The following is a 26,124-nucleotide window of genomic DNA, read 5'->3' on the forward strand; positions in this document are numbered from 1 at the left end:
ATGGCGCTCGCGCCGCCCACAACCCATGAAACCGGCGCGGCCCAAGGGACCAGGGACAGCGAGCAAGGGCCGCCCCGCAGCAAGGCTGTCGTCTCCCTCCCGCGCAGCGAGAGAGGGGGAAGGCGCGAAGCGACTCAGGGGGTGTATTTTCAATCCAGGCAATTCCTGACAATCCTGTCACAGGGATGCCCACCCAGGATATTCACAATGCAGGCAATGAACTGGCTAGATCAAGTCAAATGGGATGCGCAGGGCCTGGTGCCCGTGATCGCGCAGGAAAAGGACACGGGCGACGTGATGATGTTCGCCTGGATGAACCGCGAGGCCCTGGCCAAGACGGCCGAGCTCGGCCGCGCCGTCTACTTCAGCCGCTCGCGCAACAAGCTGTGGTTCAAGGGCGAGGAATCGGGCCACGTGCAGACCGTGCACGAGGTGCGCATCGACTGCGACAACGACGTGGTCCTGCTCAAGATCACCCAGACCGGCCACGAGCCCGGCATTGCCTGCCACACGGGGCGCCACAGCTGCTTTTACAGCGTGCTGCAGAACGGCCAGTGGCAGGCCGTCGATCCGGTCTTGAAAGACCCCGAATCGATCTACAAATGAATTCCACGACCATGAACGACACCGCAAACACTTCCTCGCTGGACGCCCTGGCGCGTCTGGCCGCCGTCATCGAAAGCCGCAAGCCCGCCAACGGCGGCGACCCCGACAAGAGCTACGTCGCCCGCCTGCTGCACAAGGGCCCGGATGCCTTTCTGAAGAAGATCGGCGAAGAGGCCACCGAAGTGGTCATGGCCGCCAAGGACGCAGACCATGGCGGAGACGCCGGCAAAATCCTCTACGAAGTGGCCGATCTGTGGTTCCATAGCATGATCGCCCTGGCCCACTATGGCCTGACGCCCGCCCAGGTCGTTGCCGAGCTGGAACGCCGCGAAGGCACCAGCGGCATCGAGGAAAAGGCGCTGCGCAAGGCCCAGGAACGTGATGTGAACGAGAAAGGACCGCTGCCATGAATGACGATTACATCGAAGTCCGTGCCCTGGACCAGTCCCGCATCGAGGGCCTCAAGGCCTGGGGCTGGGTCAGCTACCTGCTGCACCTGGTGGTGGCCGTGGCCGCCGTCGTGCCGGGCGCACAGCCCAGCATTGCGCTGCTGGTGATCGCCCTGATCATCGATCTGGTCAAGCGCGGCGACGCCGAAGGCAGCTGGATGGCCAACCACTTCTCGTGGCGCATCCGCAGCGTGATCTGGGCCGGCATCCTGTACCTGGTCACGGCGCCGCTGTGGCTGCTGTTCTTCGTGCCCGGCTGGATCGCCTGGACCGTCATCTCCATCTGGTTCCTCTACCGCATCGTGCGCGGCATGGTCGCCATGAACCGCAACCAGGCCGTGGACCGCTGACGGTCCCGGGCAAACCGCCATGACTCCGACCCCGACCTGCAAGATCAACCTCGCCCTGCAGGGCGGGGGCTCGCACGGTGCCCTGACCTGGGGCGTGCTCGATGCGTTGCTGGAAGACGGCAGCTTTGTCTTCGACGGCATCAGCGGCACCAGCGCCGGTGCCATGAATGCAGTGGCCCTGGCCCAGGGCTTTGCCAAGGCTGCACGCCAGGAAAGCGATCCGGTGGCCGCCCAGGCGCTGGGGGCCGAGCTGGCCCGCGCCACGCTGACCGAACTGTGGGAAGGCGTGGGCACCATGGGCAGCCTGATGTGGGGCGCGCCCCTGCCGGGCAGCCCCTTCATGGGCGTGCTCAACCAGTTCTTCTCGCCCTACCAGACCAACCCGCTGGACATCAACCCCCTGCGCAAGCTGCTCGAACGGGTCGTGGATTTCGAGGCGCTGACGCATCCGCCCGTGGAAGGCGTGGTGCCCAAGGTCTTTGTCTGCGCCACCAATGTGCGCACAGGCCGGGGAAGCATCTTTTCGGGCAGAAAACTCAGTGCCGACGCGGTCATGGCCTCGGCCTGCCTGCCCCAGCTGTTCAAGGCCGTGGAAATCGATGGCGAGCCGTACTGGGATGGCGGCTTTTCGGGCAACCCGGCGCTGTACCCGCTGATCTACGGCACGGCGTCCAGCGACATCCTGCTGGTGCAGATCAACCCCATCGAGCACACCGATCTGCCCAACACGGCGGCCGACATCATGGACCGCATGAACGAGGTCACATTCAACGCCGGCCTGCTGGCCGAGCTGCGCGCCATCGAGTTCGTCAAGCGCCTGCTCGAGCAGGGCAAGCTGGACCCGACACGCTACAAAAAGGTGCTGCTGCACCGCGTGGACGGCGGCTCCGTGCTCAAGGGCTATGGCGCCTCGACCAAGACGCGCTCCGACATGCGCTTCGTGCGCGAGCTGTTCGAGCTCGGACGCGAGCAGGGCCAGCAGTGGCTCCAGCAGCACCGCAGCGACATCGGCGTGCGCCAGACGCTGCGCATCAACGACAATCCGGCCTGATTTCCAACCTACCGCCAGCTTCCCAGGATTCCTGTAGCGCCATGCACGACCACGACCCGAACTGCCTGTTTTGCCGCATCACCAAAGGCGAGATCCCTTCCCGCAAGGTCTATGAGGACGAAGACGTCTTCGCCTTCCACGACATCCATCCCGGCGCGCCCATCCACTTCCTGATGGTGCCCAAGAAGCACATCCCCTCCATGGCCCAGGTCCAGGCCGAGGACGCCCCGCTGCTGGGCCGCCTGATGGCGCTGGCGCCCCGCCTGGCCGCCGAGCAAGGCTGCAACCCGTATCCCGACGGCGGCTTTCGCCTGGTGGTCAACACGGGCACCGAAGGCGGCCAGGAAGTCCACCACCTGCACATCCACGTCATGGGCGGCCCCCGCCCCTGGCTCAAGGGCTGAAACTCAAGGGCTGAAAACACCGCAGCGGCCACGCTGCCTGCAGCAGACGTCTGCCGTCCGGCACAAGGTGGCCCGTCTCTTGCTTGAGGCACCCCCTGTTTCTTGCGTCGGCCAAACGGCTTTTGTGGGGCCTTGCGAACTGCCGCCATGGCCCGGCGTCTAAAATGACCTGCAATTCTTAGGAGAGATTCTCATGGGCTCGTTTTCCATCTGGCATTGGCTGATCGTCCTGGCCATCGTGGTTCTGGTGTTCGGCACCAAGAAGCTGAAGAACATCGGTTCCGACCTCGGCGGCGCCGTCAAGGGCTTCAAGGACGGCGTGAAGGACGGTTCGACCTCCACCGACACTCCCGCAGCCGCTCCCGGCCAGGTCGCCGGCCAGACGGCTGCCGACAAGACCACCATCGACGTCGAAGCCAAGCAAAAGAGCTGATGGCCCGCACGCCAAGCTTCCATGTTTGATATTGGCCTTTCCAAGATGGCGCTCATCGGTGCCGTGGCCCTCGTGGTCATCGGTCCCGAGAAGCTGCCGCGCGTGGCGCGTACCGTCGGCACCCTGCTGGGCAAGGCCCAGCGCTATGTCTCCGATGTGAAGGCCGAGGTCAACCGTTCGATGGAACTCGACGAGTTGCGCAAGATGAAGGACACGGTGGAAGGCGCGGCGCGAGACGTCGAGCAATCCATCCACACTTCGGCCGCCAACTTCGAGAAGGACTGGAACGAGTCCACGGCATCGCTCAACGGCACGTCTTCCTCGTACGACTCCTCTTCCTACGGCTCCGACAGCGATACGTACAGCGCCGTGGCGCCGGCCTACCGCCACCCGGGCAAGAACTGGCGCCTCAAGCGTGCCGCCGTGCCCCAGTGGTACAAGGCCCGCGCCGGCGTGCGCACCAAGGCGCAGTCGGGCGCGGCGCGCGTGGCGCGCTTTCGCCCCCAGAAGTCCCGCTGAAGATGCCGGCGCGCCGCGGGCCACGAGGCAACCAGCCCAGCCTCTGCCACCCGGGCACCCGCCATTGCCGAATCCTGCCCGATCCGTCGGGCTTTCTGCTTTTCACCCCAGGTCCGTGGATGCCCTTGCGGCCCGCCGCGGTTTCGCACCATGTCCGACATTCCACCTAAAGACGACGAGCTGGCAGGCACCGAGCAGCCTTTCGTCCAGCACCTGATGGAGCTGCGCGACCGCCTGCTCTATTGCATCTACGGCATCGGTCTGGCGATCGCCGTGCTGGCCGTGTGGCCCGGCCCCAACGGGCTGATCGACTTCATCGCCCATCCGATCAAGGCCCACATGCCGCCCGATGCCAAGCTCATCGCGGTGGGCGTGTTCACGCCCTTCTTCGTACCGCTCAAGGTGCTGATGATGGTGGGCGTGCTGGCCGTGCTGCCCTGGATCATGTACCAGATGTGGGCCTTCGTGGCGCCCGGCCTGTACAGCCATGAAAAGCGCTTTGCGCTGCCGCTGATCATCTTCGGCAGCCTGCTGGCCTATATCGGCATCGCCTTCGTGCAGTTCTTCGTGCTCGACAAGATGTTCGCCTTCATCCAGGGCTTCACCCCGGACAGCGTGGCGGCCACGCCGGACATCGCCTCGTATGTGGAGGCCATCCTGTCGCTGTATCTGGCCTTTGGCCTGGCCTTCCAGGTTCCCATCGTGGTCATGCTGCTGGTGCGCTTCGGCCTGGTGGACATCGCCAAGCTCAAGTCCTTCCGTGGCTACTTCATCGTGGTGGCCTTCATCATCGCCGCCGTGGTCACGCCGCCCGACGTGATCTCCCAACTTGCCCTGGCCGTGCCCATGTGCATTCTTTACGAGATCGGCATCCTGGGCGCCGGCTGGTTCAGCCGCGTCTCCAAGGCGCCGGAAGAAGAAGCCGAACCCGGCACCGCAGTGGACAAGCCGGCAGAGGATAAACCCTCCCCCTGAGTCGCTTCGCGCCTTCCCCCAGAGGGGGACGACACCCTCGGTGCGGGGCGGCGCGGCCGGCCCAGGCCCTTCCTCGGTGTCCCTCGCTTTAGGGCGCGCCAGTTTCAAGAGCCTACGCTGAAACACGAGGAATCTGTAATAAAAAGCCCTTGGTTCATCACCAAGGGCTTTTTCTTTGTCTATGGCCAAGCCCCTTCCGGGGTTGGCATCTCACCGAGGCAGGTCGGACGTGCCCATGAGGAACTCATCGATGGAGCGAGCGGCCTGGCGGCCTTCGCGGATGGCCCAGACCACCAGGGACTGGCCGCGGCGCACGTCGCCGGCGGCGAACAGCTTGGGCACGCTGGTGGCGTAGCCGCCTGTGAAGTCGGTGGTGGCCTTGGCGTTGCCGCGTGCGTCCTTGTCCACGCCAAAGGCGTCGAGCACGGCCTGCACGGGGCTGACGAAGCCCATGGCCAGCAGCACCAGGTCGGCCTTGAGCACCTGCTCGCTGCCGGGCACCTCGACCATCTTGCCGTCCTTCATTTCGATGCGCACGGTCTTGACGGCCGTGACCTGGCCCTTCTCGCCGATGAACTCCTTGGTGGCGATGGCGAACTCGCGCTCGCAGCCTTCCTCGTGGCTGGAGCTGGTGCGCAGCTTGATCGGCCAGTAGGGCCAGACCAGGGGCTTGTTCTCCTGCTCGGGCGGCATGGGCATCAGCTCGAACTGGGTCACGCTGACGGCGCCGTGGCGGTTGCTGGTGCCCACGCAGTCGGAGCCGGTGTCGCCGCCACCGATGACGATGACGTGCTTGCCATCGGCCCGCAGCTGGCCCTTGAGCTTGTCGCCCGCGTTGACCTTGTTTTGCTGCGGCAGGAACTCCATGGCGAAATGGATGCCCTTGAGTTCACGGCCGGGCACGGGCAGGTCGCGCGACTGCTCGGCACCGCCTGTCAGCAGCACGGCGTCGAACTCGGCCATGAGCTGCTCGGGGCTGACGGTTTCCTTGGCCCAGTTGGTGACCTTGGAGTCTTCGCCCAGGCCGTCCTTGCCCGCCACCAGCACGCCGGTACGGATCTTGACGCCTTCGGCCACGAGCTGCTCGACGCGGCGGTCGATGTGCGACTTCTCCATCTTGAAGTCGGGAATGCCGTAGCGCAGCAGGCCGCCCACGCGGTCGTTCTTCTCGAACAGCGTGACATCGTGGCCGGCGCGCGCCAGTTGCTGCGATGCGGCCAGGCCTGCGGGGCCTGCGCCGACCACGGCGACCTTCTTGCCGGTCTTGCGGCTGCTGGGCAGGGGCTTGACCCAGCCTTCGGCCCAGGCACGGTCGATGATGGCGTGCTCGATGGACTTGATGCCCACGGCGTCGTCGTTGATGTTCAGGGTGCAGGCGGCCTCGCAGGGTGCGGGGCAGATGCGGCCGGTGAACTCGGGAAAGTTGTTGGTGCTGTGCAGCACGGCGCTGGCGCTCTTCCAGCCGCCGTGGAAGACCAGGTCGTTGAAGTCCGGAATGATGTTGTTGACCGGGCAGCCGCTGTTGCAGAACGGCGTGCCGCAGTCCATGCAGCGCGCGCCCTGGATCTTGGCCTGGCTGTCATCGAGGCCGATGACGAATTCCTTGTAGTGCTTCACGCGCTCGACGACGGGCGCGTAGCCCTCCTCGAGGCGTTCATATTCCATGAAGCCGGTGGTCTTTCCCATGATTCGTTGTCCTGATGTGTGGGGTGCAGGGATGGATGCGGGCTGCTGCCCGCATCCTTCGCTTCCTTGTTATTTGGCGGCCACGGCTTCCTTGGCGTGTTCCTCGACCTCGGGCGTGGCGGGCTCTTCCATCACCTGGCGCTCGTACATCTCGGACAGGGCACGCTTGTACTCGCTGGGGAAGACCTTGACGAACTTGGAGCGGGCCGCCGCCCAGTTGTCCAGCAGGTCGCGGGCGCGCTTGGAGCCCGTCCAGCGGCTGTGCGCCTCGATCAGTGCGCGCAGCTGGCGTTCGTCGGTTTCGCGGCGGTGCCAGACGGCGGGCGAGACCTGGGCCAGGTGCTCGTCGTGGGGCAGCACCTGGTCCAGCGAGACGGACGCCTTGTTGCAGCGCTCGGCGAAGCGGCCATCCTCGTCATACACATAGGCCACGCCGCCACTCATGCCGGCCGCGAAGTTGCGCCCCGTCTTGCCCAGCACCACCACGGTGCCGCCGGTCATGTATTCGCAGCCGTGGTCGCCCACGCCTTCGACCACGGCCGTGGCGCCCGACAGGCGGACCGCGAAACGCTCGCCGGCCACGCCGCCGAAGAAGGCCTCGCCGCTGGTGGCGCCGAACATCACGGTGTTGCCGACGATGGTGTTGGTCGTCGTGTCGCCGCGGAATTCATGGCTGGCATGCACCACCACGCGGCCGCCGGACAGGCCCTTGCCCGTGTAGTCGTTGGCATCGCCGCGCAGGTTCAGCGTGATGCCGTTGCACAGGAAGGCGCCGAAGGACTGGCCGCCGGTTCCCTCGAAGTGGATGCGGATGGTGTCATCCGGCAGGCCTTCGGGATGCACGCGCGTCACGGCACCGGAGAGCATGGCGCCCACGGAGCGGTTCACGTTGCGCGCCACTTCCATGATGCGCACGCGCTCGCCGTTCTCGATGGCCGGCTTGCAGCGCTCGATGAGCTTCACGTCCAGCGCCTTGTCCAGCAGGTGGTCCTGCTTTTCGACATGGAAGCGCGCCACGTCGGCAGGCACTTCGGGCTGGGCGAACAGGCGCGAGAAGTCCAGGCCCTGGGCCTTCCAGTGCTGCAGGCCCTTGCGGGTGTCCAGCAGGTCGGCACGGCCGATCAGGTCGTCGAACTTGGCCACGCCCAGCTGGGCCATGATCTGGCGCACTTCTTCGGCGATGAAGAAGAAGTAGTTCACCACATGCTCGGGCTTGCCCGAGAACTTGGCGCGCAGCACCGGGTCCTGCGTGGCCACGCCCACGGGGCAGGTGTTCAGGTGGCACTTGCGCATCATGATGCAGCCCTCGACGACCAGGGGCGCCGTGGCGAAGCCGAACTCGTCGGCGCCCAGCAGCGCGCCGATGACGACGTCGCGGCCGGTCTTCATCTGGCCGTCGGCCTGCACGCGGATGCGGCCGCGCAGGCGGTTGAGCACCAGGGTCTGCTGGGTCTCGGCCAGGCCGATTTCCCAGGGCGAGCCCGCATGCTTGATGGACGACCAGGGCGATGCGCCCGTGCCGCCGTCGTGCCCCGCGATCACCACGTGGTCGCTCTTGCACTTGGCCACGCCGGCCGCGATGGTGCCCACGCCCACTTCGGACACGAGCTTGACCGAGATGTCGGCGTGCGGCGCCACGTTCTTCAGGTCGTGGATCAGCTGGGCCAGATCCTCGATGGAGTAGATGTCGTGGTGGGGCGGGGGCGAGATCAGGCCGACGCCGGGCACGGAGTGGCGCAGCTTGCCGATGTAGTCGGACACCTTGCCGCCGGGCAGCTGGCCGCCTTCGCCGGGCTTGGCGCCCTGGGCCATCTTGATCTGCACCTGGTCCGAGGACGACAGGTACTCGGCCGTGACGCCGAAACGGCCCGATGCCACCTGCTTGATCCTGGAGCGCAACGAGTCGCCGTCCTGCAGCTCGATGTCGGCCTCGACCTTGTCGGCGCCGATGATGGAGCCCAGGGTCTCACCCTTCTTGATCGGGATGCCCTTGAGCTCGTTGCGGTAGCGCTGGGGATCTTCCCCGCCTTCGCCGGTGTTGCTCTTGCCGCCGATGCGGTTCATGGCCACGGCCAGCGTGGCATGGGCCTCGGTGCTGATCGAGCCCAGGGACATGGCGCCCGTGGCAAAGCGCTTGACGATGTCCTTGGCCGATTCGACCTGGTCCAGCGCAATGGCCTTGGCCGGGTCGAACTTGAACTCGAACAGGCCGCGCAGCGTCATGTGGCGCTTGCTCTGGTCGTTGATCAGCTGGGCGTATTCCTTGTACGTGCTCCAGTTGTTGGAGCGCGTGGAATGCTGCAGCTTGGCGATGGCATCGGGCGACCACATGTGCTCTTCGCCACGGGCGCGCCAGGCGTATTCGCCGCCGGCGTCCAGCATGGTCTCCAGCACGGGATCGTCACCGAAGGCCGCGCGGTGGTTGCGGATGGTTTCCTCGGCGATCTCGAAGACGCCGATGCCCTCGACGCGGCTGGCCGTGCCGGTGAAGTACTTGTCCACGGTGTCGCTGTTCAGGCCGATCACCTCGAACAGCTGGGCGCCGCAATAGGACATGTAGGTGGACACGCCCATCTTGGACATGATCTTGGACAGGCCCTTGCCGATGGCCTTGACGTAGTTGTAGATGGCCTTGTCGGCCGACAGGTCGCCGCCCAGCTCCTTGTGCATGTCGGCCAGGGTTTCCATGGCCAGGTAGGGATGCACGGCCTCGGCGCCGTAGCCCGCCAGCACGGCGAAGTGGTGCACTTCGCGCGCCGTGCCCGTTTCCACGACCAGGCCGGCCGTGGTGCGCAGGCCCTCGCGCACCAGGTGCTGGTGGATGGCCGACAGCGCCAGCAGCGCGGGGATGGCCACCTGGGTGGCGCTCACATGGCGGTCACTGATGATCAGGATGTTGGCGCCGCCCTTGATGGCGTCCACGGCCTGCGCGCACAGCGATGCCAGCTTGGCTTCCACGCCCTGCTTGCCCCAGGACAGCGGGTAGGTGATGTCGATGGTGGCGCTCTTGAACTTGCCCTGCGTGTGGCGTTCGATGTCGCGCAGCTTGGCCATGTCGGCGAAGTCCAGCACGGGCTGGTGCACTTCGAGGCGCATGGGCGGGTTGACCTGGTTGATGTCCAGCAGGTTGGGCTTGGGTCCGATGAAGGACACCAGCGACATCACGATGGCTTCGCGGATGGGGTCGATCGGCGGGTTGGTCACCTGCGCGAACATCTGGCGGAAGTAGTTGTACAGCGGCTTGTTCTTGTCCGACAGCACGGCCAGCGGGCTGTCGTTGCCCATGGAGCCGATGCCTTCCTCGCCGTTCTTGGCCATGGGGGCCAGCAGGAACTTGATGTCTTCCTGCGTGAAGCCGAAGGCCTGCTGGCGCTCGAGCAGCGGCAGGCTGGCGGCCTCGGGGCCGGCATGGGTGTCACCGCCCACGCTGCCCAGCTTGATGCGCAGGTTCTCGATCCACTGCTTGTAGGGCTTGGTGTTGACGATGTTGGCCTTGAGCTCGTCGTCCTCGATCAGGCGGCCCTGCTCCAGGTCGATCAGCAGCATCTTGCCGGGCTGCAGGCGCCACTTGCGCACGATGGAGCTGTCGGGCACGGGCAGCACGCCGGCCTCTGAAGCCAGGATGACCAGGTCGTCATCGGTGATCACGTAGCGCGAGGGGCGCAGGCCGTTGCGGTCCAGCGTGGCGCCGATCTGGCGGCCGTCGGTGAACACGATGGAGGCCGGGCCGTCCCAGGGCTCCATCATGGCGGCATGGTATTCATAGAAGGCGCGGCGGCGCTCGTCCATGGACTCGTGCTGCTCCCAGGGCTCGGGAATCATCATCATCACGGCCTGGCTGATGGGGTAGCCGGCCATGGTCAGCAGTTCCAGGCAGTTGTCGAACGTTGCCGTGTCGGACTGGCCTGCAAAGCTGATGGGATAGAGCTTCTTGAGGTCCTCGGCCAGCACGGGCGAGGCCATCACGCCCTCGCGCGCCAGCATCCAGTTGTAGTTGCCGCGCACGGTGTTGATTTCACCGTTGTGGGCCACGTAGCGGTAGGGGTGGGCCAGCGGCCACTCGGGGAAGGTGTTGGTCGAGAAGCGCTGGTGCACCAGGCCGATGGCCGAGACGCAGCGCTCGTCGGACAGGTCGTTGTAGTACACGCCCACCTGGTCGGCCAGCAGCAGGCCCTTGTAGACCACGGTGCGGCTGCTCATGCTGGGAACGTAGTATTCCTTGCTGTGCTTGAGCTTGAGGTTCTGGATGGCGGCGCTGGCCGTCTTGCGGATCACGTACAGCTTGCGCTCCAGCGCGTCCTGCACGATCACGTCGGCGCCGCGGCCGATGAAGACCTGGCGCAGGATGGGTTCCTTTTCCTGGACCGTGGGCGACATGGGCATGTCGCGGTTCACGGGCACATCGCGCCAGCCCAGCAGGACCTGGCCTTCGGCCTTGATGGCGCGTTCCATCTCCTGCTCGCAGGCCAGGCGCGAGGCGTGTTCCTTGGGCAGGAAGATCATGCCCACACCGTACTCGCCCGCCGGCGGCAGGGCCACGCCCTGCTTTGCCATCTCTTCGCGGTAGAGCTGGTCGGGAATCTGGATCAGAATGCCCGCGCCATCGCCCATGAGCTTGTCGGCGCCCACGGCGCCGCGATGGTCGATGTTTTCGAGGATCTTGAGCGCGCCGGTGACGATGTCATGGCGCTTGACGCCCTTGATATGTGCAACAAAGCCGAGGCCGCAGGCGTCGTGCTCGTTGCTCTTGGAGTACAGACCGTGGTCTTGGAGATGCTTGATCTCGGCAGCCGTCGTCATGGCGGAATCCTCAAATTTTTCGCAGGGAACGCAAGATTAAGGCAAGGCATCACCTCATGCAATAAATTTATATAAGGGTCAGATCCCAATTAATTCCAGAACAAAAAAATCGGAAATTAATAAGGGACACATTTATTTCACAAAGGCCTGCAGTGAGGAATCAAGCACTTGCAAGCTATCAGTGGGTACTAACGCACTGTTGTGGTGCGCTCATTGGTCCGTCCGGGCGGACGGCCGGCGCGCTGGCGGGTCACACGGCGCTCGGTGCGCTGTTGTAAATCGGCAATGAATTGCTCATCGCCCAGCGCCCAGCCCCGCAGTGCCGACTGGCTGATGCGTTCGGCGTCATCGGCGCCAACCCCCTCTTCCACGGCTTCCACATAGGCCGCATCCCGCGCAAACGGGGTGTTGCCCAGCTCCCAGAACACGGCATGCGGCTGGATCAGCGCGTCGCTGCGCAGGCCGGCGTTGTGCGCGTAGCTGGACCAGGGCCAGTCGGCCGGCCGCTGGACCAGGCCGGCGCGCACGGGGCTGTCGTCCATGAAGACCATGGTGGGCAGCAGCCAGCTGGGCTGCAGCACCGTGCCGCGATAGCGGCCTTCCCACAGCGTGCCGCTGCGGCCGTGTCGGTCGTTGAAGTAGCGCACATAGCGCCGGCCCACGGCCTGCATGAACTTGGGCAGGCCATCGCTGGTGCGGGGCGTGGCCAGCAGGTGGAACTGGCTGGGCAGCAGCACGTAGGCATGCACGGCCAGCTCGCAGCTGCGCGCCATCTCGCGCAGCAGCCCCAGCATGGTTTCCCGGTCCTGGGCATCGATGAAGATGTCCCCGCCGTTGTTGCCAAGCTGGATGATGTGGTGCGGCAGATCCGCAAGGGTGAGTCGGGGCAGGCGGGCCATGGTGCGAGTGCGGGGCGTGGATCGGCAATTATGGAGCGCTGCGCCGCCCGCCGCCCTAGAGGGAAAGCCGCGATGAGGCCCGCAGCAGCTGGCTCACCAGCTGCGTGGCGGCCAGCAGCCGGGGCAGCAGTTGCCCGCGCATCATCTCGGCGCTGTTGCGGTTGGCCTGGCCACTGATGTTGAGCGCAGCCACGGTGCGCCCGGCCGCGTTCTTCACGGGCGCCGCGATGGAGATCAGGCCTTCGGCCAGTTCCTGGTCCACCAGGGCCCAGCCCTGGGCGCGCACCTCCAGAATGCGCTGGCGCAGGCGGTCATCATCCTGCTCGGTCAGGGCCGTGAACTGCCGGCGCTCGCGCGCATCCAACAGGGCCTGCAGGGATTCATCGCTCTCGCCGGCCAGCAGCACGCGACCCATCGAGGTCCAGCAGGCCGGCAGGCGCGAGCCCACGCCGAGGTTGGTGCTCATGATCTTGTGGGTGTGCACGCGCAGCACATAGACGATGTCGCCGCCATCGAGCACGGCGGCCGAGCAGGACTCCTTGACCTCGTCGACCAGGTTTTCCATCACGGGCTCGGCCAGGTTCCAGACCGGGGTGGAGCTGAGGTAGGCAAAGCCCAGTTCCATGATGCGCGGCGTGAGCTGGAACAGCTTGCCGTCGCTCTTCACATAGCCCAGCGTCTGCAGCGTCAGCAGGATGCGCCGGGCCCCGGCGCGCGTGAGCCCCGTGCGCGCCGCCACCTCGCTGAGCGTCTGCGCAGGCGCCTCGGCGCTGAACGAGCGGATCACGCCCAGGCCGCGCGCGAAGGACTGCACATAGCTGTCGCCGGGGCGCGGCGTGCCGCCCTCTTCTTCAACCCCACCTGTGGAAATTACGGAAGCGGCATTTTTTTCCATGGCTCTATAATTCTTTCTGCGAACTTTTGTTCTACATACGAACATTTTAGCGCAGCGCCAGCGGCCTGCATACCGGAGACAAGCAAGTGATCAACAAAATCACCGACACCATCGCCGAGGCGTTGTCGGGCGTCCAGGACGGCTCCACCGTGCTGATCGGGGGCTTCGGCACCTCGGGCAATCCCACCGAACTCATCGACGGCCTGATCGCCCAGGGCGCACGCGAGCTGACCGTGGTCAACAACAACGCGGGCAACGGAGACCAGGGCCTGGCCGCGCTGCTCAAGAGCGGCCAGGTGCGCAAGATCATCTGCAGCTTCCCCCGCCAGGTGGACAGCTGGGTGTTCGACGACCTGTACCGCAGCGGCAAGATCGAGCTGGAACTCGTGCCCCAGGGCAACTTGGCCGAGCGCCTGCGCGCCGCCGGCGCCGGCATCGGCGGCTTCTTCTGCCCCACGGCCTATGGCACGGAGCTGGCCAACGGCAAGGAAACGCGCGAGATCAACGGCAAGCACTATGTGCTGGAGCATCCCATCCACGGCGACGTGGCACTGGTCAAGGCCGAGAAGGGCGACCGCTGGGGCAACCTGACCTACCGCATGTCGGCCCGCAACTTCGGGCCCGTGATGGCCACGGCGGCCAAGCACACGATCGCCACCGTGCACGAGATCGTGGAGCTGGGCGCGCTGGACCCCGAGGCCGTGGTCACGCCCGGCATCTACGTGAGCCAGATCGTGAAGATCGACCGCGTGGCCACCCAGGCCGGCGGCTTCAAGAAAACCGCATGAGCGCCCCAACCGCCGAAAGCAAGAGCATGAGCAGCTACCAGAAACGCAGCAAGCAAGAGCTGGCCCGGCGCGTGGCCGAAGACATCTTCGACGGCGCCTATGTCAACCTGGGCATCGGCATGCCCACCCAGGTGGCCAACCACATCCCGACCGGCCGCGAGGTCATCCTGCAAAGCGAGAACGGCATCCTGGGCATGGGCCCGGCGCCCGCCGAAGGCCAGGAGGACTATGACCTGACCAATGCCGGCAAGCAGCCCGTCACCCTGCTGCCGGGCGGCTGCTACTTCCACCATGCCGACAGCTTCGCCATGATGCGCGGCGGCCACCTGGACATCTGCGTGCTGGGCGCCTTCCAGGTCTCGGCCACGGGCGACCTGGCCAACTGGAGCACAGGCGAGGCCGGAGCCATTCCCGCCGTGGGCGGCGCCATGGACCTGGCCGTGGGTGCACGCCAGACCTGGGTGATGATGGACCTGCTGACCAAGACCGGCGAATGCAAGGTCGTCGAGGCCTGCAGCTACCCGCTCACGGGCCTGTCCTGCGTCAAGCGCATCTACACCGACCTGTGCACGCTGGAATGCACGCCCGAGGGCCTGCGCCTGATCGACACCGTGCCCGGCCTCTCGCACGCCGAGCTGCAGTCCATCGTGGGCCTGCCCATCAAGGACGCGACGGCCACGGCCTGATCCCTCAGCTCCCCCCAGTGGGTGCGCTGCGGCGCACCCCGGCACCTCTTCATTCTTTTTCCAGGAGACACCATGAGCCAGTCCAACCAGGCCTTCATCTGCGACGCCATCCGCACCCCCTTCGGCCGCTACGGTGGCGCCCTGTCCCCGGTGCGTGCCGATGACCTCGGCGCCGTGCCGATCAAGGCGCTGATGGAGCGCAACCCCGGCGTGGACTGGACAGCCGTGGCCGACGTGCTCTACGGCTGCGCCAACCAGGCCGGCGAAGACAACCGCAACGTGGCACGCATGTCCGCCCTGCTGGCCGGCCTGCCCATCGATGTGCCGGGCGCCACCATCAACCGCCTGTGCGGTTCGGGCCTGGACGCCGTGGGCACGGCCGCGCGCGCCATCAAGGCGGGCGAGGCCCGCCTGATGATCGCAGGCGGCGTGGAAAGCATGAGCCGCGCGCCCTTCGTCATGCCCAAGGCAGAAAGCGCCTTCAGCCGCAGCAACGCCGTGTACGACACCACCATCGGCTGGCGCTTCGTCAACAAGCTGATGAAGCAGCAGTACGGCGTGGACTCCATGCCCGAGACGGCCGAGAACGTGGCCGACGACTTCAAGATCGAGCGCGAAGCCCAGGACCGCATGGCCCTGGCCAGCCAGCAAAAGGCCGCCGCCGCCATCGCGGCCGGCTACCTGGCCAAGGAAATCGTGTCCGTGTCCATTGCCCAGAAGAAGGGCGACGCCATCGTGGTGAACCAGGACGAACATCCGCGCGCCACCACCATCGAGGCGCTGGCCAAGCTCAAGGGCGTGGTGCGCCCGGATGGCACGGTGACGGCCGGCAATGCCAGCGGCGTGAATGATGGCGCCTGCGCCCTGCTGCTGGCCAACGAGGAAGCCGCCAGGCAATACAACCTGGTGCCGCGCGCCCGCGTGGTCGGCATGGCCGTGGCCGGCGTGGCCCCGCGCATCATGGGCTTCGGCCCCGCGCCCGCCGTGCGCAAGGTGCTGGCCCTGACCGGCCTGACGCTGGAGCAGATGGACGTGATCGAGCTGAACGAAGCCTTCGCCGCGCAGGGCCTGGCCGTGCTGCGCGATCTGGGCATTGCCGACGACGACCGCCGCGTCAACCAATGGGGCGGCGCCATTGCGCTGGGCCATCCGCTGGGCGCCTCCGGTGCCCGCCTGGCCACCACGGCCGTGAACCAGCTGCACACGCTGGGCGGCCGCTACGCGCTGTGCACCATGTGCATCGGCGTGGGCCAGGGCATTGCCGTGATCCTGGAAAAGGTCTGAGACTGCGATGAGCACCGTGGATAACAAGACACCCGTCACCGTGGTCAGCGGCGCCAGCAACGGCATCGGCCGCGCCATCGCCGAGGCCCTGCTGGCACAGGGCCGCGCCGTGGTCAACCTCGACTATGTGCTGCCCGGATGGAGCCACCCTCTGCTGGTGAGCTACCAGGCCGACCTGACCAGCGAGCAGGCCACCGCCGAGGCGGCGGCCCGCATTGCCGCCGCGCACAACGTGGTGGCCCTGGTCAACAACGCGGGCGCCACGCGCCCCGGCACCATCGACAACGCCAGCACCCAGCATCTCGACGACGTGGTGGGACTGCACCTGCGCGCGCCCATGCTGCTGGTGCAGGCCTTCCTGCCCACGCTGCGTGCCTGCGGCGAGGGGCGCATTGTGAACATGTCCTCGCGCGCCGCGCTGGGCAAGCCTGACCGCATCGTCTACTCGGCGACCAAGGCCGGCCTGATCGGCCTGACGCGCACCCTGGCCATGGAACTGGGCCGCGACCGCATCACGGTCAACGCCCTGGGCCCCGGCCCTATCGCCACCGAGCTGTTCACCAAGAGCAACCCCGAGGGCGCGCCGCAGACCCAGCGCATCCTCAACAGCATTGCCGTGGGCCGCATGGGCACACCGGAAGACGTGGCCCGTGCCGCGCTGTTCTTCCTGTCGCCCGACAACGGCTTCGTCACCGGCCAGGTGCTCTACATCTGCGGCGGCACCACGCTGGGCGTGGCGCCCGTCTGACCACCCGTCTGACCGAACGCCTTCCCAGGCACAACACCCTTCAAGAAGAACCACTGGAAGCGCCCGCCTGCACAGGCGGGCGCCACACAGGGCCTTGCCCTGGCCCAGCCCGGCGCTGCCGGGCTGGGCCATCCACCTTATTGCCGAATCAGGAGACCTCTCGATGTCCGATCAAACCACCCACTTCACCCGCCGCCGTGGCCTGCAGGCGCTGGCCGCCGCATCCCTGACCGCCCTCGGTGCCCTGTCCGGCACCGCCGCCCTGGCCCAGGACAGCTTCCCCAGCAAGCCCATCACCATCCTCGTGCCCTTCGCCGCTGGCGGCACCACCGACATCCTGGCGCGCATCGTCGCCCAGGCGCTGCAGCAGGAACTGGGCCAGACCGTGATCGTGGACAACAAGCCCGGCGCGGGCGGCAACATCGGCGCCGTGGCCGCCGCGCGTGCGCCGGCCGACGGCTACACGCTGTTCATGGGCACCGTGGGCACGCATGCCATCAATGCCGCGCTCTACGCCAAGCCCGGCTTCGACCCCATCAAGGACTTCTCGCCCCTGACGCGCGTGGCCAACGTGCCCAACCTGCTGGTGGCCCACCCCAGCCAGCCGTTCAAGACCGTCAAGGAAATGATCGCCTACGCGCGCGCCAATCCCGGCAAGCTGAACTACGGCTCCTCGGGCAGCGGCAGCTCCATCCACCTGTCGGGCGAGCTGTTCCGCTCCATGACGGGCCTGGACATGGTGCACGTGCCCTACAAGGGCAGCGCCCCGGCCATCACCGATCTGCTGGGCAACCAGATCGCCATCATGTTCGACAACATGCCCTCGGCCATCCAGCACGTGCGCTCGGGCAAGCTGCGCCCCATCGCCGTGACCACGGCCAAGCGCTCGCCCGAACTGCCCGATGTGCCCACCGTGGCTGAAGCCGGCGTGCCCGGCTACGAGGCCACTTCGTGGTTCGGCCTGTGGACCCAGGCCAAGACGCCCGCCGCCGTGCAGCAGCGCCTGTACACGGCCATTGCCAAGGTGCTCAAGGACCCGGCCGTGGTTAAGAAGATCAACGACCAGGGCGGTGATGTCGTGATCGACACGCCGGCCGAATTCCTCGCCTACATCAAGGCCGAATCGACGAAGTGGAGCAAGGTCGTAAAAGACTCTGGAGCGCAGGTGTAACTGGCCTCCCCCTGAGCCGCTGCGCGGCTTCCCCCTGAGGGGGGACGGCGCCATCGCCGCGAGGCGGCTCTTGCTCGGCGCCCCTGGTGTCAGGCTGCGCCGGTTTCCAGCGCCATGCGTTTGAGCATTGAAATGGGGAATAAAAAAGAGCTGCCTCCGGGCAGCTCTTTGCATTGGGGTGTCAGGTGCTCAATCCAGCAGATCGGAGTAGTCGCCCTTGTCGTAGCCTTCGATGGCCTTCCAGGGCTGGGCCAGCGGGGCGGGGAGCTTGGTGGCGGTGACGACGATGCGCTCGGTGCCGTGGGAGTCGCTGCGCTCCACGCGGCGGGCGAACTGGTTGGCCACGTCCCAGTCGATGACGGTGGTTTGTTCGCCTGCCGTGCCGCGGTAGCGCTGCACGCCGTTGTGCGGCTTGCCCACGCGTTCCATGCCTTGCAGCGCGGTGGGAGGCACGATCCAGTACACGTTATCGAAGGAGCCGCCGTAGCCCACGTTGCCGTGGTGGGCCAGGTCCACGCTGATGACGCGCCGCAGCTTGGCCAGGATGACTTCCACGCTGACCTTGCCGTCATCGGCACGGCGGATGGACAGGGGCGCGGCGCGGGCCTCGTCATGGGCGTGGCCGGCGTGCGGGCCGTGGGCATGGTCGTGGCCGTGCTCCTGGCTCTGGCGCAGGGCGGCGGGCATTTCGCGCTCTATCCACAGCTGGGCCTTGCGGCGGTAGACGCGGTTGGTATAGACGCTGCTGCGCTGCACGCCGTCGCTGCCCACGCTCATGGCTTCGTAGGTGATGCGCAGGTCGGCTTCGGGCGTGGCCTGCACGGCGGCCGTGGTGCGCGCCACGGAATCAGCGGGGACTGCGGCCGTGGGTGCGGATGCCGCCGCCTTGGCCGGCTCGGCGGCCCATGCTGCGGAGACGGAACAGGCCAGCAGCGCGGCCGCGTAGATGTGGCGCGCCGCGCGCGGCGCCGGAAGGGAAAGCGTCATGGAATCCAGCCAATGCGAAAAAACCGGGGCCGGGCACACGCATGTGCCACGGCTCCGGCCAGGGGTTGGCAAGCAGCCAACGAAGGAAGAAACAATTACAGGCCAGCGGCTTCGCGGACCTTGGAGAACACCTTGGTGTTGTCCATCGTGCCCTTGAAGATCTTGGCGCCCGCGCCGCCGGCGAACAGCATCACGTCGCCGCCGCCATGGGTCTCGGAGCCCGGCGTGCCCAGGTTCAGGCCGACTTCCTGCAGGTAGTTGTCGTCCGTGGTGTCCACTGCCGTCACGTCGTCGCGCGAGGCGCCGCGCGTGGGAGCGATCCAGGGCTTGTTGCCATCTTCGGCATTGACCTGGCTGGAGGCCGTGGCGTTGGGACGTCCGCCGTTGCCGAAGGCCAGCGTGGTGTAGGGCTTGCCGTCCTGGGCCTTGGCCATCTGGCCGGTCTGGTAGTCCTGCACCTTGCCCAGGATCGGGTTGCCGATCTTGGAGTAGCCGTTGAACACCATGTTGTGGTCGTGATCGGCCGTGACCACGATCAGCGTGTTCTTCAGGCCCGGGTCCTTCTTTTCCATGTAGGCCATTGCGGTCTCGATGGCGCGGTCGAACGCCAGCGTGTCTTCCAGCGCGCGCTTGGCATTGGTGCCGTGCAGTGCGTGGTCGATGCGGCCGCCTTCCACCATCAGGAAGAAGCCCTTGTCATTGCGGCTGAGCACGTCCAGCGCCTTGCCAGTCATGTCGGACAGGCTGGGCTCATCCAGCTTTTGCTTGACACGGTCCAGCTCGTAGGCCATTTCGCTTTGCGTGAACAGGCCCAGCAGCTTGGGGGCCTTGGTCGCGTCCAGAGCCGACAGCTCGCTGCCCTTGGCGACATAGGCGTAGCCCTTGGCCTTCATCATGTCCACGAGGTTGGCCGTGTCCGTGCGCTTGCTGCTGGGGTTGACCGACTTGGGCAGGTAGTTGCGCTGGCCGCCGCCCATGAGCACGTCGATGCCGTCGCCCAGCCTGGCGTTGTAGTTGGCATGGCCGGGCACGGACTGCTCGGCAATGCTGTTGTAGCCATTGCGGTTGCAGATGTGGGCGTAGGTGGCCGCAGGCGTCGCATGGCCCACGCGCGTGGTGGAGATGGCGCCCACGGCACGGCCCTTGGCCTTGGACAACTCCAGCAGGGTCTGCGCGGGCTGGCCGTTGCCGGCCGGGCAGGTGGTGTCCTCGCCGTTGATGTATTGCTGGCCGTTGGCCGCGTAGGCCATGGTCTCGGCCGACATGGAGATGACTTCGTTGTTCATCTTCACGCCGGTCATGTAGGCCGCCATCGAAGGCGCGCTGTCCGTGGTCTGGCCATCGCGCGAGAAGGTCTTGACGCGGCTGGCGTAAGGCAGGGACTGCATGGTCAGCGTGGCGCGCTCGCTGCTGGTCAGTGCCGTGGGATTGGCAGCCAGCTGCTTCTCACCCTTGTAGATGCGCGCGGCGGTCACGGTGACCGGACCCATGCCGTCGCCGAGGAAGAAGATGACGTTCTTGGCCTCGCCAGCCGCATGGGCGGCAGGTGCCAGCAGCGCCAGCGCGCCGGCCGCAGCCAGGGCGAGGGAGGTCTTTTGGAGGATCGGATGCATGTGGAATTCCTTGAATACTTTGAATGCCTTGATTGCGGTACAAGACCCTGGTCGTACAGCGTGCTAGGACCGCATGAAACCGGCGTGGCCCAGGCGGCGGACGCCGAGCAAGGGCCGCCCCGCAGCGAGGGCGTCGTCCCCCTCCCGCGAAGCGAGAGAGGGGGAAGCGACGCAGTCGCTCAGGGGGTGTTTCATTGCAAGCCGATGCTCTTCTTGATCAGCGTGAAGACGGTGGTGTTGTCGATCACGCCCGAGAACGTATCGGCACCCATGCCTTGCGCGCCCAGGAACACGTCGCCGCCGCCGTGGGTTTCGGAGGCCAGGGGCACCACGGCCTCCTGCAGGTAGTCGGGGCTCTCCAGCGAGGCCGCGTCGATGGGACCCCGCGTGGCCAGGCGCTTGGGACCGTTGCCGAAGCCCAGGATGGTGTAGGGATTGCCATCCACATCGGTGGAGGCCTTGCCGTCCACGTAGTTCTTGACCAAGCCCAGCACGCCGGGCTTGCCGGCCTCGGTCTTGCCGGTGCGCGCGGCATAGCCATTCAGGTGCAGCGTGTGGTCATGGTCGGCGGTGACGACGATCAGCGTGTTCTTCAGGCCCGGATCGAGCTTGGCCATCTTGTCCAGCGCGGTCTGGATGGCGTTGTCGAAGGCCACGGTGTCCTGCAGCGCGCGGCGCGCGTTGGTGGCGTGCAGCGCATGGTCGATGCGGCCGCCTTCCACCATCAGGAAGAAGCCCTTCTTCTTGGCCGACAGTGCGTCGATGGCCTTGCCCGTCATCTCGGCCAGGCTCGGCTCCTTGGTCGCATCGCGGTCCAAGTCATAGGCCATGTGGTCCTTGGTGAACAGGCCGGCGATCTTGCTGCCGTCCACGGGCAGCTTGTCGAACTCGCTCTTGTTGGCGGCGTAGCTGTACTTTTGCGTCTTGAACTCGGCGATCAGGTTGCGGCTGTCGTTGCGGCGGCCGCCGTCGGCCTTGGGCGTGAAGTAGTAGGAGCCGCCACCCAGGATCACGTCCACGCCGTCACCGAGCTTGCTGTTGTAGCCGGAGCCGCCGGGCACCAGGGCCGCGGCGATGGTGTTCTCCGCATCGCGGTGGCAGACGTGCGAATAGGTGGTTGCCGGCGTGGCATGCGTGATGCGCGCGGTGGAGACCACGCCCGTGCCGTAGCCGGCGGACTTCATCTGCTCGAGCAGCGTGGGAACGGCCTGGCCGTTGCCGCTGGGGCAGGTGCTGTCGTAGTTGGTGTGATAGGCCTTGCCCGCAGCGTCCGTGGCCTTGGTGTCGGGCGTCATGGAGATGACTTCGTTGTTCATCTTCACGCCGGTCATGTAGGCGGCCATCGAGGGCGCGCTGTCCGTCACCTGGGCGTCGTTCGAGAAGGTGTGGACGAAGGCCGTCTCGGGCAGCTTGTCCATGGTCAGCTCACCGTCTTCGCCCACGCTGTAGATGCGTGCGGCCGTCATGGTGGTGATGCCCATGCCATCGCCCAGGAAGAACAGCACGTTCTTGGTCGGAGCGGCTGCGGACGAACCGTCGCTACCGCCACAGGCGCTCAACAGCAGCGAGGCACCAGCCAGCGCGCTGCACAACATCTTCAATTTCATGCGGATATCCCTCTGTAGGCAGGGGACCCCGCAGCACGGCCGCGCCCTCCCCCTGTTGATTGACCCGTGCACTGTAGGAGCGACCTGTGACGAGCCCGTGACAGCAAGGCAGCAGCGGCAGGCGTATCGTTGCGGGGATGCGCTGCCAGCCGGGGAGCACCCGGCCACCCCCGCGACTGAACAAGGAACCCCATGGACCAGAAAGCCCAAGCCCCGAACGCCTCGCACGCTACGGATGCGCCGCCCAAGCCGGTGCTCGACTACCCGTTCGATGCGCCACCGCAGCGCGGGCAGACGCTGGAGGTCGCACCCGGCGTGCTCTGGATACGCATGCCCCTGCCCTATGCGCTGGACCACATCAATCTCTGGGCCATCGATGACGGCCAGGGCTGGGCCATCGTCGACACCGGTGCGCGCACCGACGAAGGCGTGGCCACCTGGCGCGCGCTGTTCTCCCAATCCACCGACGGCCGCTCGCTGACGCGCGTGCTGGTCACCCACATGCACCCCGACCATGTGGGCCTGGCCGGATGGCTGACACGCAAGTTCCATGTGCCGCTGTACATGACGCGCCTGGAATATCTGAACTGCCGCGTCGTGGTCTCGGACTGCAGCCGCGAGGCGCCGCCCGACGCCATCGCCTTCTACCGCCGCGCAGGCTGGAGTGACAGCGCGCTGGAGTCCTACCGCGCCCGCTTCGGCAACTTCGGCAAGCACATCCACGCCCTGCCCGACAGTTACCGCCGCCTGCACGACGGCGAGGAACTGCGCATAGGAAAACACCTGTGGCGCGTGGTGGTCGGCAGCGGCCACTCGCCCGAGCACGCCAGCCTCTACTGCCCCGATCTCAAGCTGTTGATCTCGGGCGACCAGGTGCTGCCGCGCATCTCGTCCAACGTCTCGGTCCATGCCATGGAGCCAGACGCCAACCCCATGGCCGACTGGATGGATTCTCTGGAAAAGGTCAGGCGCGAAGTGCCCGACGATGTGCTCGTCCTGCCCGCGCATGGCGATTGCTTTCGCGGCCTGCATGCACGAATCGATTCACTGGCCGCAGGCCAGGAGCGCGCCAACGCCCGCTTGCTGGCCGCACTGGCCGAACCGCGTCGCGCCGTCGATGTCTTCGGCGCCCTGTTCTCACGCCCCATCAGCGAATCCAGCCCCGCCCTGCTGGGCATGGCCACGGGCGAAAGCCTGGCCTGCCTCAACCACCTGATGCATGCAGGGCAGGTAGAGCGCAGCATCGATGCCGATGGCATCGCCTGGTACCACGCCGTGGCGGGGGCCTGAGACTGCTGCAGGCAGCCGGCTCAGGCTGCCTGCAGCAGCGGATAGCGCTGTGCCATCGCATCCTGCAGGCCGAACTCCGCCAGGATGGCGCGCATGCGCTCGACCGCACTGCGCTTTTTCTGCCCCGTGTAACGCGCAATGATCAGCTCGTTCTTCATGCTGTGCTCCCAGCCGACCAGCTCGGTCACGGTGACCTGGTAGCCACAGGCTTCCAGGTACAGGCAGCGCAGCACGTTGGTGAGCTGGCTGCCCATTTCGCGAGTGTGTATGGGATGGCGCCACAGTTCGGCCAGGGGCGTGCGCGTCAGGCTCAGCGCCTTGGTCTGGCGCAGGCAGGCAGCGACCTCGGCCTGGCAGCAGGGCACCAGCACCATGGCCTTGGCCTTTTTCTCCAGGCCGAAGGCGATGGCATCGTCGGTGGCGGTGTCGCAGGCGTGCAGGGCCGTGACCACGTCGAATTGCGCAGGCATGAAGTCGGCATGCGTGGATTCGGCCACCGACATGTTCAGGAAGCCCATGCGCTCGAAGCCCAGCTCGGCAGCCAGCTTCTGCGAAGCGTCCACCAGCGGCGCGCGCGTTTCTATGCCGTAGATGTGGCCGCGCCCCAGCGGCTTGAAATACAGGTCGTAGAGGATGAAGCCCAGATAGGACTTGCCGGCGCCGTGGTCGGCCAGGGTGACTGCATGGTCGTCGGCCGACAGTTCTTCGAGGATGGGGGCGATGAACTGGTACAGGTGGTAGACCTGCTTGAGCTTGCGCCGCGAGTCCTGGTTGATCTTGCCTTCGCGCGTGAGGATGTGCAGCGCCTTGAGCAGTTCGATGGACTGGCCGGGCTTGAGGCCCAGTTGCTCGGTCACATCCTGCTCGGGTTTCGCGGCAGGCTTGCCTTGGCGCGCCTTCATTCGGCTGCGCCCGGCTTGGCTGCATGCGCCACGGGGCAGCGCGCGCCCACGCCCATGTCCAGCCAGCCTTCGATGCCGATCTTCTCCAGCGTCTCCATGTTGCGCTCGTAGATGGACTCCGCCTCGGGGAACGCTTCGACCGCCTTGTCTATGCTGTCCTCGCGCAGCAGGTGCAGCGTGGGATAGGGCGAGCGGTTGGTGCAGTTGGTGACGTCGTCGGCTTCGGTGCCCTCGAACTGGAACTGCGGGTGGAACGAGGCCACCTGCAGGATGCCTCCCAGGTCCAGCTCCTCGACCATGGCGTCGGCCACTTCGAGGAAGTCGTTGAAATCCAGGAACTCCTGCAGCGCATGGGGCAGGATCAGCAGCGTGGTGTCGCGCTTCTCGGGCGAGGCCTCGGCCAGCGCCTCCAGCTCGCGGTGCAGATCCGCCGCCACGCCCTCGGCGTCGGTGGCCTGGCTGACCGTGTAGTGGATCTGGCCCTTGATGTGCACGCCCTTGGCGAAGGGGCACAGGTTCAGGCCGATCACGGCCTTTTCGAGCCAGTGCACCGTATCCTCGATCACGGTGACAGGCGGAAACTCGGCCGCGCGAATCTCGTGGTTGGTATCGGTCATGGCTGTGCCCTTCAAAAATGCGAACGGGGGCAATGCGCCCCCAGACATTGCGAAACCGTCCAGGAACCCTTCCCTGCCCTGTCACGCAGGGTCCGCATTCTAGCCGCGCCGCCCGGGCGATGCCGGTGCTCGGATTTCTCAGCCCAGCAGGCGCAGGCCTGTCAGCAGCTCATGCTCCCGGGCCGCGTAGCGATCCGTCATCCCGGCGATGAAGTCGGCCACCACCCGCGCACGCGCCGATACGTCCTCGGCCAGCATGGCCCGCTGCACAAAGCGCGGCTTCATGCGATCGGGCTCCACCATGTAGGCCGCAAACAGCTCGGCCACCACCTGCTGCGCGCCGTCCATGGTCTTCTTCACCTGCTCATGGCGATAGAGATTGCGGAACAGGAACTGCTTGAGCTGCAGCGACTGCTGCCTCATGGTATCGCTGAAGCCCACCAGGGGGCCAGCCTGTGCGCGCACCTCATCGACCGAACAGGGCCGCGCCTGAGCAATGCGTTGCTGCGTGGCGGCGATCACGTCATAGACCTGGTCGCTGAGCATGCGGCGGATGCTTTCGTACAGCAGGCGCCGCTCGGCCAGGGGCATGCCCAACTGAGGATGCTCGGCCAGCGTTGCGTCGTGATAGCGCGCGAACAGGGGAACGGCCTCGCACAGCTGGGCCATGGTGATCAGGCCGGAGCGCACGCCATCGTCCACGTCATGGGCGTTGTAGGCAATGGCATCGGCCAGATTGCACAGCTGGGCCTCCAGCGAAGGCTGCCGGCCCAGCAAAAAGCGCTGGGCCACACCGCCGGGCTCCCGCGCTTCCATGTGCTCGGCATTGGTGCGCGAGCAGTGCTTGAGAATGCCCTCACGCGTCTCGAAGCTAAGGTTGAGCCCGTCAAAGGCCGGATAGCGCTCCTCCAGCCGGTCCACCACGCGCAGGCTTTGCAGGTTGTGCTCGAAGCCGCCATGCGGCTGCATGCAGGCATTGAGTGCGTCCTGGCCCGCATGGCCGAAGGGGGTGTGGCCCAGGTCGTGGGCCAGGCAGATGGCTTCGACCAGATCCTCGTCCAGTTGCAGCGACCGGGCCACCGAGCGGCCCAGCTGGGCGACTTCCAGCGAGTGCGTCAGCCGTGTGCGGAACAGGTCGCCTTCATGGTTGACGAAGACCTGGGTCTTGTAGACCAGGCGCCGAAAGGCCGATGAATGAACAATGCGGTCCCGGTCGCGCTGGAAGTCGCTGCGCGTGGGCGCAGGCGCCTCCGGGAAACGCCGCCCCCGGCTGAACGCCGGGTTGCAGGCATAGGGGGCCAGGGCCTGTTTCTGCATTCGATCGCCTCATCATGCTGACAAGGGCACTCTAGCAGTTCCGGCTT

24 protein-coding genes are annotated in these 26,124 nt (G+C 66.3%); 14 read left to right on the forward strand and 10 right to left on the reverse strand.

Annotated elements, in window-relative coordinates; genetic code table 11:
* The first annotated feature begins 207 nt into the window (after window positions 1-207).
* From hisI to tatC, 8 genes are all read left to right on the forward strand, one after another.
* On the forward strand, window positions 208-606 hold the full coding sequence (hisI, locus tag BO996_RS26230) for a phosphoribosyl-AMP cyclohydrolase (RefSeq protein ID WP_013800785.1): 399 nt from the start codon (window positions 208-210) through the stop codon (window positions 604-606).
* Window positions 603-1,016 (forward strand): phosphoribosyl-ATP diphosphatase, encoded by a 414-nt coding sequence (locus BO996_RS26235; protein ID WP_071956748.1) that lies wholly within the window; start codon window positions 603-605, stop codon window positions 1,014-1,016. Before hisI ends, BO996_RS26235 begins: the two co-directional genes overlap by 4 nt.
* Window positions 1,013-1,405: a DUF4870 family protein gene (locus BO996_RS26240; RefSeq protein WP_013800783.1), complete on the forward strand. Its 393-nt coding sequence runs from the start codon at window positions 1,013-1,015 to the stop codon at window positions 1,403-1,405. The genes BO996_RS26235 and BO996_RS26240 overlap by 4 nt, the downstream gene beginning before the upstream one ends.
* Window positions 1,406-1,424: 19 nt before the next feature.
* The gene (locus tag BO996_RS26245; RefSeq protein ID WP_071956749.1) at window positions 1,425-2,456 is read left to right on the forward strand and encodes a patatin-like phospholipase family protein; all 1,032 of its coding nucleotides are present in this window, start codon (window positions 1,425-1,427) and stop codon (window positions 2,454-2,456) included.
* A 41-nt stretch (window positions 2,457-2,497) separates the two neighbouring features.
* Complete coding sequence (locus BO996_RS26250; RefSeq protein WP_012207351.1) at window positions 2,498-2,860, forward strand: histidine triad nucleotide-binding protein; 363 nt, start codon at window positions 2,498-2,500, stop codon at window positions 2,858-2,860.
* A 193-nt stretch (window positions 2,861-3,053) separates the two neighbouring features.
* Entirely contained in the window at window positions 3,054-3,293 is a 240-nt protein-coding gene (tatA, locus tag BO996_RS26255; protein WP_013800780.1) for a Sec-independent protein translocase subunit TatA, read from the forward strand.
* 21 nt (window positions 3,294-3,314) lie between these two features.
* Complete coding sequence (gene tatB / locus BO996_RS26260; protein ID WP_012207353.1) at window positions 3,315-3,812, forward strand: Sec-independent protein translocase protein TatB; 498 nt, start codon at window positions 3,315-3,317, stop codon at window positions 3,810-3,812.
* A 150-nt stretch (window positions 3,813-3,962) separates the two neighbouring features.
* A complete protein-coding gene (tatC, locus tag BO996_RS26265) occupies window positions 3,963-4,787 on the forward strand; it encodes a twin-arginine translocase subunit TatC (RefSeq protein ID WP_012207354.1) in 825 nt (274 codons plus the stop codon).
* Window positions 4,788-4,997: 210 nt separating this feature from the next.
* Here tatC and BO996_RS26270 read toward each other — a convergent pair whose 3' ends face one another.
* The 4 genes from BO996_RS26270 to BO996_RS26285 all read right to left on the reverse strand — a co-directional run bounded on the left by BO996_RS26270 (window position 4,998) and on the right by BO996_RS26285 (window position 13,067).
* Complete coding sequence (locus BO996_RS26270) at window positions 4,998-6,473, reverse strand: glutamate synthase subunit beta (protein WP_013800778.1); 1,476 nt, start codon at window positions 6,471-6,473, stop codon at window positions 4,998-5,000.
* 69 nt (window positions 6,474-6,542) lie between these two features.
* Complete coding sequence (locus tag BO996_RS26275) at window positions 6,543-11,273, reverse strand: glutamate synthase-related protein (RefSeq protein ID WP_013800777.1); 4,731 nt, start codon at window positions 11,271-11,273, stop codon at window positions 6,543-6,545.
* 188 nt (window positions 11,274-11,461) lie between these two features.
* Window positions 11,462-12,172, reverse strand: a complete 711-nt coding sequence (locus BO996_RS26280; protein WP_043822249.1) for a transposase — start codon at window positions 12,170-12,172, stop codon at window positions 11,462-11,464.
* Between the two features lie 55 nt (window positions 12,173-12,227).
* The gene (locus BO996_RS26285) at window positions 12,228-13,067 is read right to left on the reverse strand and encodes an IclR family transcriptional regulator domain-containing protein (RefSeq protein WP_043822246.1); all 840 of its coding nucleotides are present in this window, start codon (window positions 13,065-13,067) and stop codon (window positions 12,228-12,230) included.
* An 86-nt stretch (window positions 13,068-13,153) separates the two neighbouring features.
* Here BO996_RS26285 and BO996_RS26290 point away from each other — a divergent pair, with 86 nt between their 5' ends.
* The 5 genes from BO996_RS26290 to BO996_RS26310 all read left to right on the forward strand — a co-directional run bounded on the left by BO996_RS26290 (window position 13,154) and on the right by BO996_RS26310 (window position 17,744).
* Complete coding sequence (locus tag BO996_RS26290; protein ID WP_012207359.1) at window positions 13,154-13,855, forward strand: 3-oxoacid CoA-transferase subunit A; 702 nt, start codon at window positions 13,154-13,156, stop codon at window positions 13,853-13,855.
* A 26-nt stretch (window positions 13,856-13,881) separates the two neighbouring features.
* Window positions 13,882-14,541 (forward strand): 3-oxoacid CoA-transferase subunit B, encoded by a 660-nt coding sequence (locus BO996_RS26295; RefSeq protein WP_198041306.1) that lies wholly within the window; start codon window positions 13,882-13,884, stop codon window positions 14,539-14,541.
* Between the two features lie 72 nt (window positions 14,542-14,613).
* Window positions 14,614-15,825: a 3-oxoadipyl-CoA thiolase gene (gene pcaF / locus BO996_RS26300; RefSeq protein WP_071956751.1), complete on the forward strand. Its 1,212-nt coding sequence runs from the start codon at window positions 14,614-14,616 to the stop codon at window positions 15,823-15,825.
* Between the two features lie 7 nt (window positions 15,826-15,832).
* A complete protein-coding gene (locus BO996_RS26305) occupies window positions 15,833-16,573 on the forward strand; it encodes an SDR family NAD(P)-dependent oxidoreductase (RefSeq protein WP_071956752.1) in 741 nt (246 codons plus the stop codon).
* 163 nt (window positions 16,574-16,736) lie between these two features.
* Window positions 16,737-17,744, forward strand: coding sequence for a Bug family tripartite tricarboxylate transporter substrate binding protein (locus BO996_RS26310; RefSeq protein WP_071956753.1), 1,008 nt, complete (start codon window positions 16,737-16,739; stop codon window positions 17,742-17,744).
* 189 nt (window positions 17,745-17,933) lie between these two features.
* On the opposite strand, the gene BO996_RS26315 is transcribed toward BO996_RS26310, so the two are convergent.
* The 3 genes from BO996_RS26315 to BO996_RS26325 all read right to left on the reverse strand — a co-directional run bounded on the left by BO996_RS26315 (window position 17,934) and on the right by BO996_RS26325 (window position 21,951).
* Window positions 17,934-18,731 carry a hypothetical protein gene (locus BO996_RS26315; RefSeq protein WP_071956754.1) on the reverse strand — a complete coding sequence of 266 codons (798 nt, stop codon included), beginning with the start codon at window positions 18,729-18,731 and terminating at the stop codon, window positions 17,934-17,936.
* Between the two features lie 95 nt (window positions 18,732-18,826).
* Entirely contained in the window at window positions 18,827-20,344 is a 1,518-nt protein-coding gene (locus BO996_RS26320; protein ID WP_071956755.1) for an alkaline phosphatase, read from the reverse strand.
* 191 nt (window positions 20,345-20,535) lie between these two features.
* Window positions 20,536-21,951 (reverse strand): alkaline phosphatase, encoded by a 1,416-nt coding sequence (locus BO996_RS26325; protein WP_071956756.1) that lies wholly within the window; start codon window positions 21,949-21,951, stop codon window positions 20,536-20,538.
* Between the two features lie 192 nt (window positions 21,952-22,143).
* Between BO996_RS26325 and BO996_RS26330 the strand changes: the two genes are divergently transcribed.
* Window positions 22,144-23,241 carry an MBL fold metallo-hydrolase gene (locus tag BO996_RS26330; RefSeq protein WP_071956757.1) on the forward strand — a complete coding sequence of 366 codons (1,098 nt, stop codon included), beginning with the start codon at window positions 22,144-22,146 and terminating at the stop codon, window positions 23,239-23,241.
* Between the two features lie 20 nt (window positions 23,242-23,261).
* On the opposite strand, the gene BO996_RS26335 is transcribed toward BO996_RS26330, so the two are convergent.
* From BO996_RS26335 to BO996_RS26345, 3 genes are all read right to left on the reverse strand, one after another.
* Window positions 23,262-24,143: a class I SAM-dependent methyltransferase gene (locus BO996_RS26335; RefSeq protein ID WP_034396999.1), complete on the reverse strand. Its 882-nt coding sequence runs from the start codon at window positions 24,141-24,143 to the stop codon at window positions 23,262-23,264.
* Window positions 24,140-24,760: a DUF1415 domain-containing protein gene (locus tag BO996_RS26340; protein WP_012207370.1), complete on the reverse strand. Its 621-nt coding sequence runs from the start codon at window positions 24,758-24,760 to the stop codon at window positions 24,140-24,142. The genes BO996_RS26335 and BO996_RS26340 overlap by 4 nt, the downstream gene beginning before the upstream one ends.
* Window positions 24,761-24,898: 138 nt before the next feature.
* The gene (locus BO996_RS26345; RefSeq protein ID WP_071956758.1) at window positions 24,899-26,077 is read right to left on the reverse strand and encodes a deoxyguanosinetriphosphate triphosphohydrolase; all 1,179 of its coding nucleotides are present in this window, start codon (window positions 26,075-26,077) and stop codon (window positions 24,899-24,901) included.
* Window positions 26,078-26,124: the final 47 nt, after the last annotated feature.

Source organism: Delftia sp. HK171 (genome assembly GCF_001886655.1).
Taxonomy (GTDB): Bacteria; Pseudomonadota; Gammaproteobacteria; order Burkholderiales; family Burkholderiaceae_C; genus Comamonas; species Comamonas acidovorans.

Coding starts and splice junctions, on each gene's coding strand:
- hisI (WP_013800785.1), top strand. CDS start 208: ATGCAGGCAATGAACTGGCTAGATCAAGTCAAATGGGATGCGCAGGGC.
- BO996_RS26235 (WP_071956748.1), top strand. CDS start 603: ATGAATTCCACGACCATGAACGACACCGCAAACACTTCCTCGCTGGAC.
- BO996_RS26240 (WP_013800783.1), top strand. CDS start 1,013: ATGAATGACGATTACATCGAAGTCCGTGCCCTGGACCAGTCCCGCATC.
- BO996_RS26245 (WP_071956749.1), top strand. CDS start 1,425: ATGACTCCGACCCCGACCTGCAAGATCAACCTCGCCCTGCAGGGCGGG.
- BO996_RS26250 (WP_012207351.1), top strand. CDS start 2,498: ATGCACGACCACGACCCGAACTGCCTGTTTTGCCGCATCACCAAAGGC.
- tatA (WP_013800780.1), top strand. CDS start 3,054: ATGGGCTCGTTTTCCATCTGGCATTGGCTGATCGTCCTGGCCATCGTG.
- tatB (WP_012207353.1), top strand. CDS start 3,315: ATGTTTGATATTGGCCTTTCCAAGATGGCGCTCATCGGTGCCGTGGCC.
- tatC (WP_012207354.1), top strand. CDS start 3,963: ATGTCCGACATTCCACCTAAAGACGACGAGCTGGCAGGCACCGAGCAG.
- BO996_RS26270 (WP_013800778.1), bottom strand. CDS start 6,473: ATGGGAAAGACCACCGGCTTCATGGAATATGAACGCCTCGAGGAGGGC.
- BO996_RS26275 (WP_013800777.1), bottom strand. CDS start 11,273: ATGACGACGGCTGCCGAGATCAAGCATCTCCAAGACCACGGTCTGTAC.
- BO996_RS26280 (WP_043822249.1), bottom strand. CDS start 12,172: ATGGCCCGCCTGCCCCGACTCACCCTTGCGGATCTGCCGCACCACATC.
- BO996_RS26285 (WP_043822246.1), bottom strand. CDS start 13,067: ATGGAAAAAAATGCCGCTTCCGTAATTTCCACAGGTGGGGTTGAAGAA.
- BO996_RS26295 (WP_198041306.1), top strand. CDS start 13,882: ATGAGCAGCTACCAGAAACGCAGCAAGCAAGAGCTGGCCCGGCGCGTG.
- pcaF (WP_071956751.1), top strand. CDS start 14,614: ATGAGCCAGTCCAACCAGGCCTTCATCTGCGACGCCATCCGCACCCCC.
- BO996_RS26305 (WP_071956752.1), top strand. CDS start 15,833: ATGAGCACCGTGGATAACAAGACACCCGTCACCGTGGTCAGCGGCGCC.
- BO996_RS26310 (WP_071956753.1), top strand. CDS start 16,737: ATGTCCGATCAAACCACCCACTTCACCCGCCGCCGTGGCCTGCAGGCG.
- BO996_RS26315 (WP_071956754.1), bottom strand. CDS start 18,731: ATGACGCTTTCCCTTCCGGCGCCGCGCGCGGCGCGCCACATCTACGCG.
- BO996_RS26320 (WP_071956755.1), bottom strand. CDS start 20,344: ATGCATCCGATCCTCCAAAAGACCTCCCTCGCCCTGGCTGCGGCCGGC.
- BO996_RS26325 (WP_071956756.1), bottom strand. CDS start 21,951: ATGAAATTGAAGATGTTGTGCAGCGCGCTGGCTGGTGCCTCGCTGCTG.
- BO996_RS26330 (WP_071956757.1), top strand. CDS start 22,144: ATGGACCAGAAAGCCCAAGCCCCGAACGCCTCGCACGCTACGGATGCG.
- BO996_RS26335 (WP_034396999.1), bottom strand. CDS start 24,143: ATGAAGGCGCGCCAAGGCAAGCCTGCCGCGAAACCCGAGCAGGATGTG.
- BO996_RS26340 (WP_012207370.1), bottom strand. CDS start 24,760: ATGACCGATACCAACCACGAGATTCGCGCGGCCGAGTTTCCGCCTGTC.
- BO996_RS26345 (WP_071956758.1), bottom strand. CDS start 26,077: ATGCAGAAACAGGCCCTGGCCCCCTATGCCTGCAACCCGGCGTTCAGC.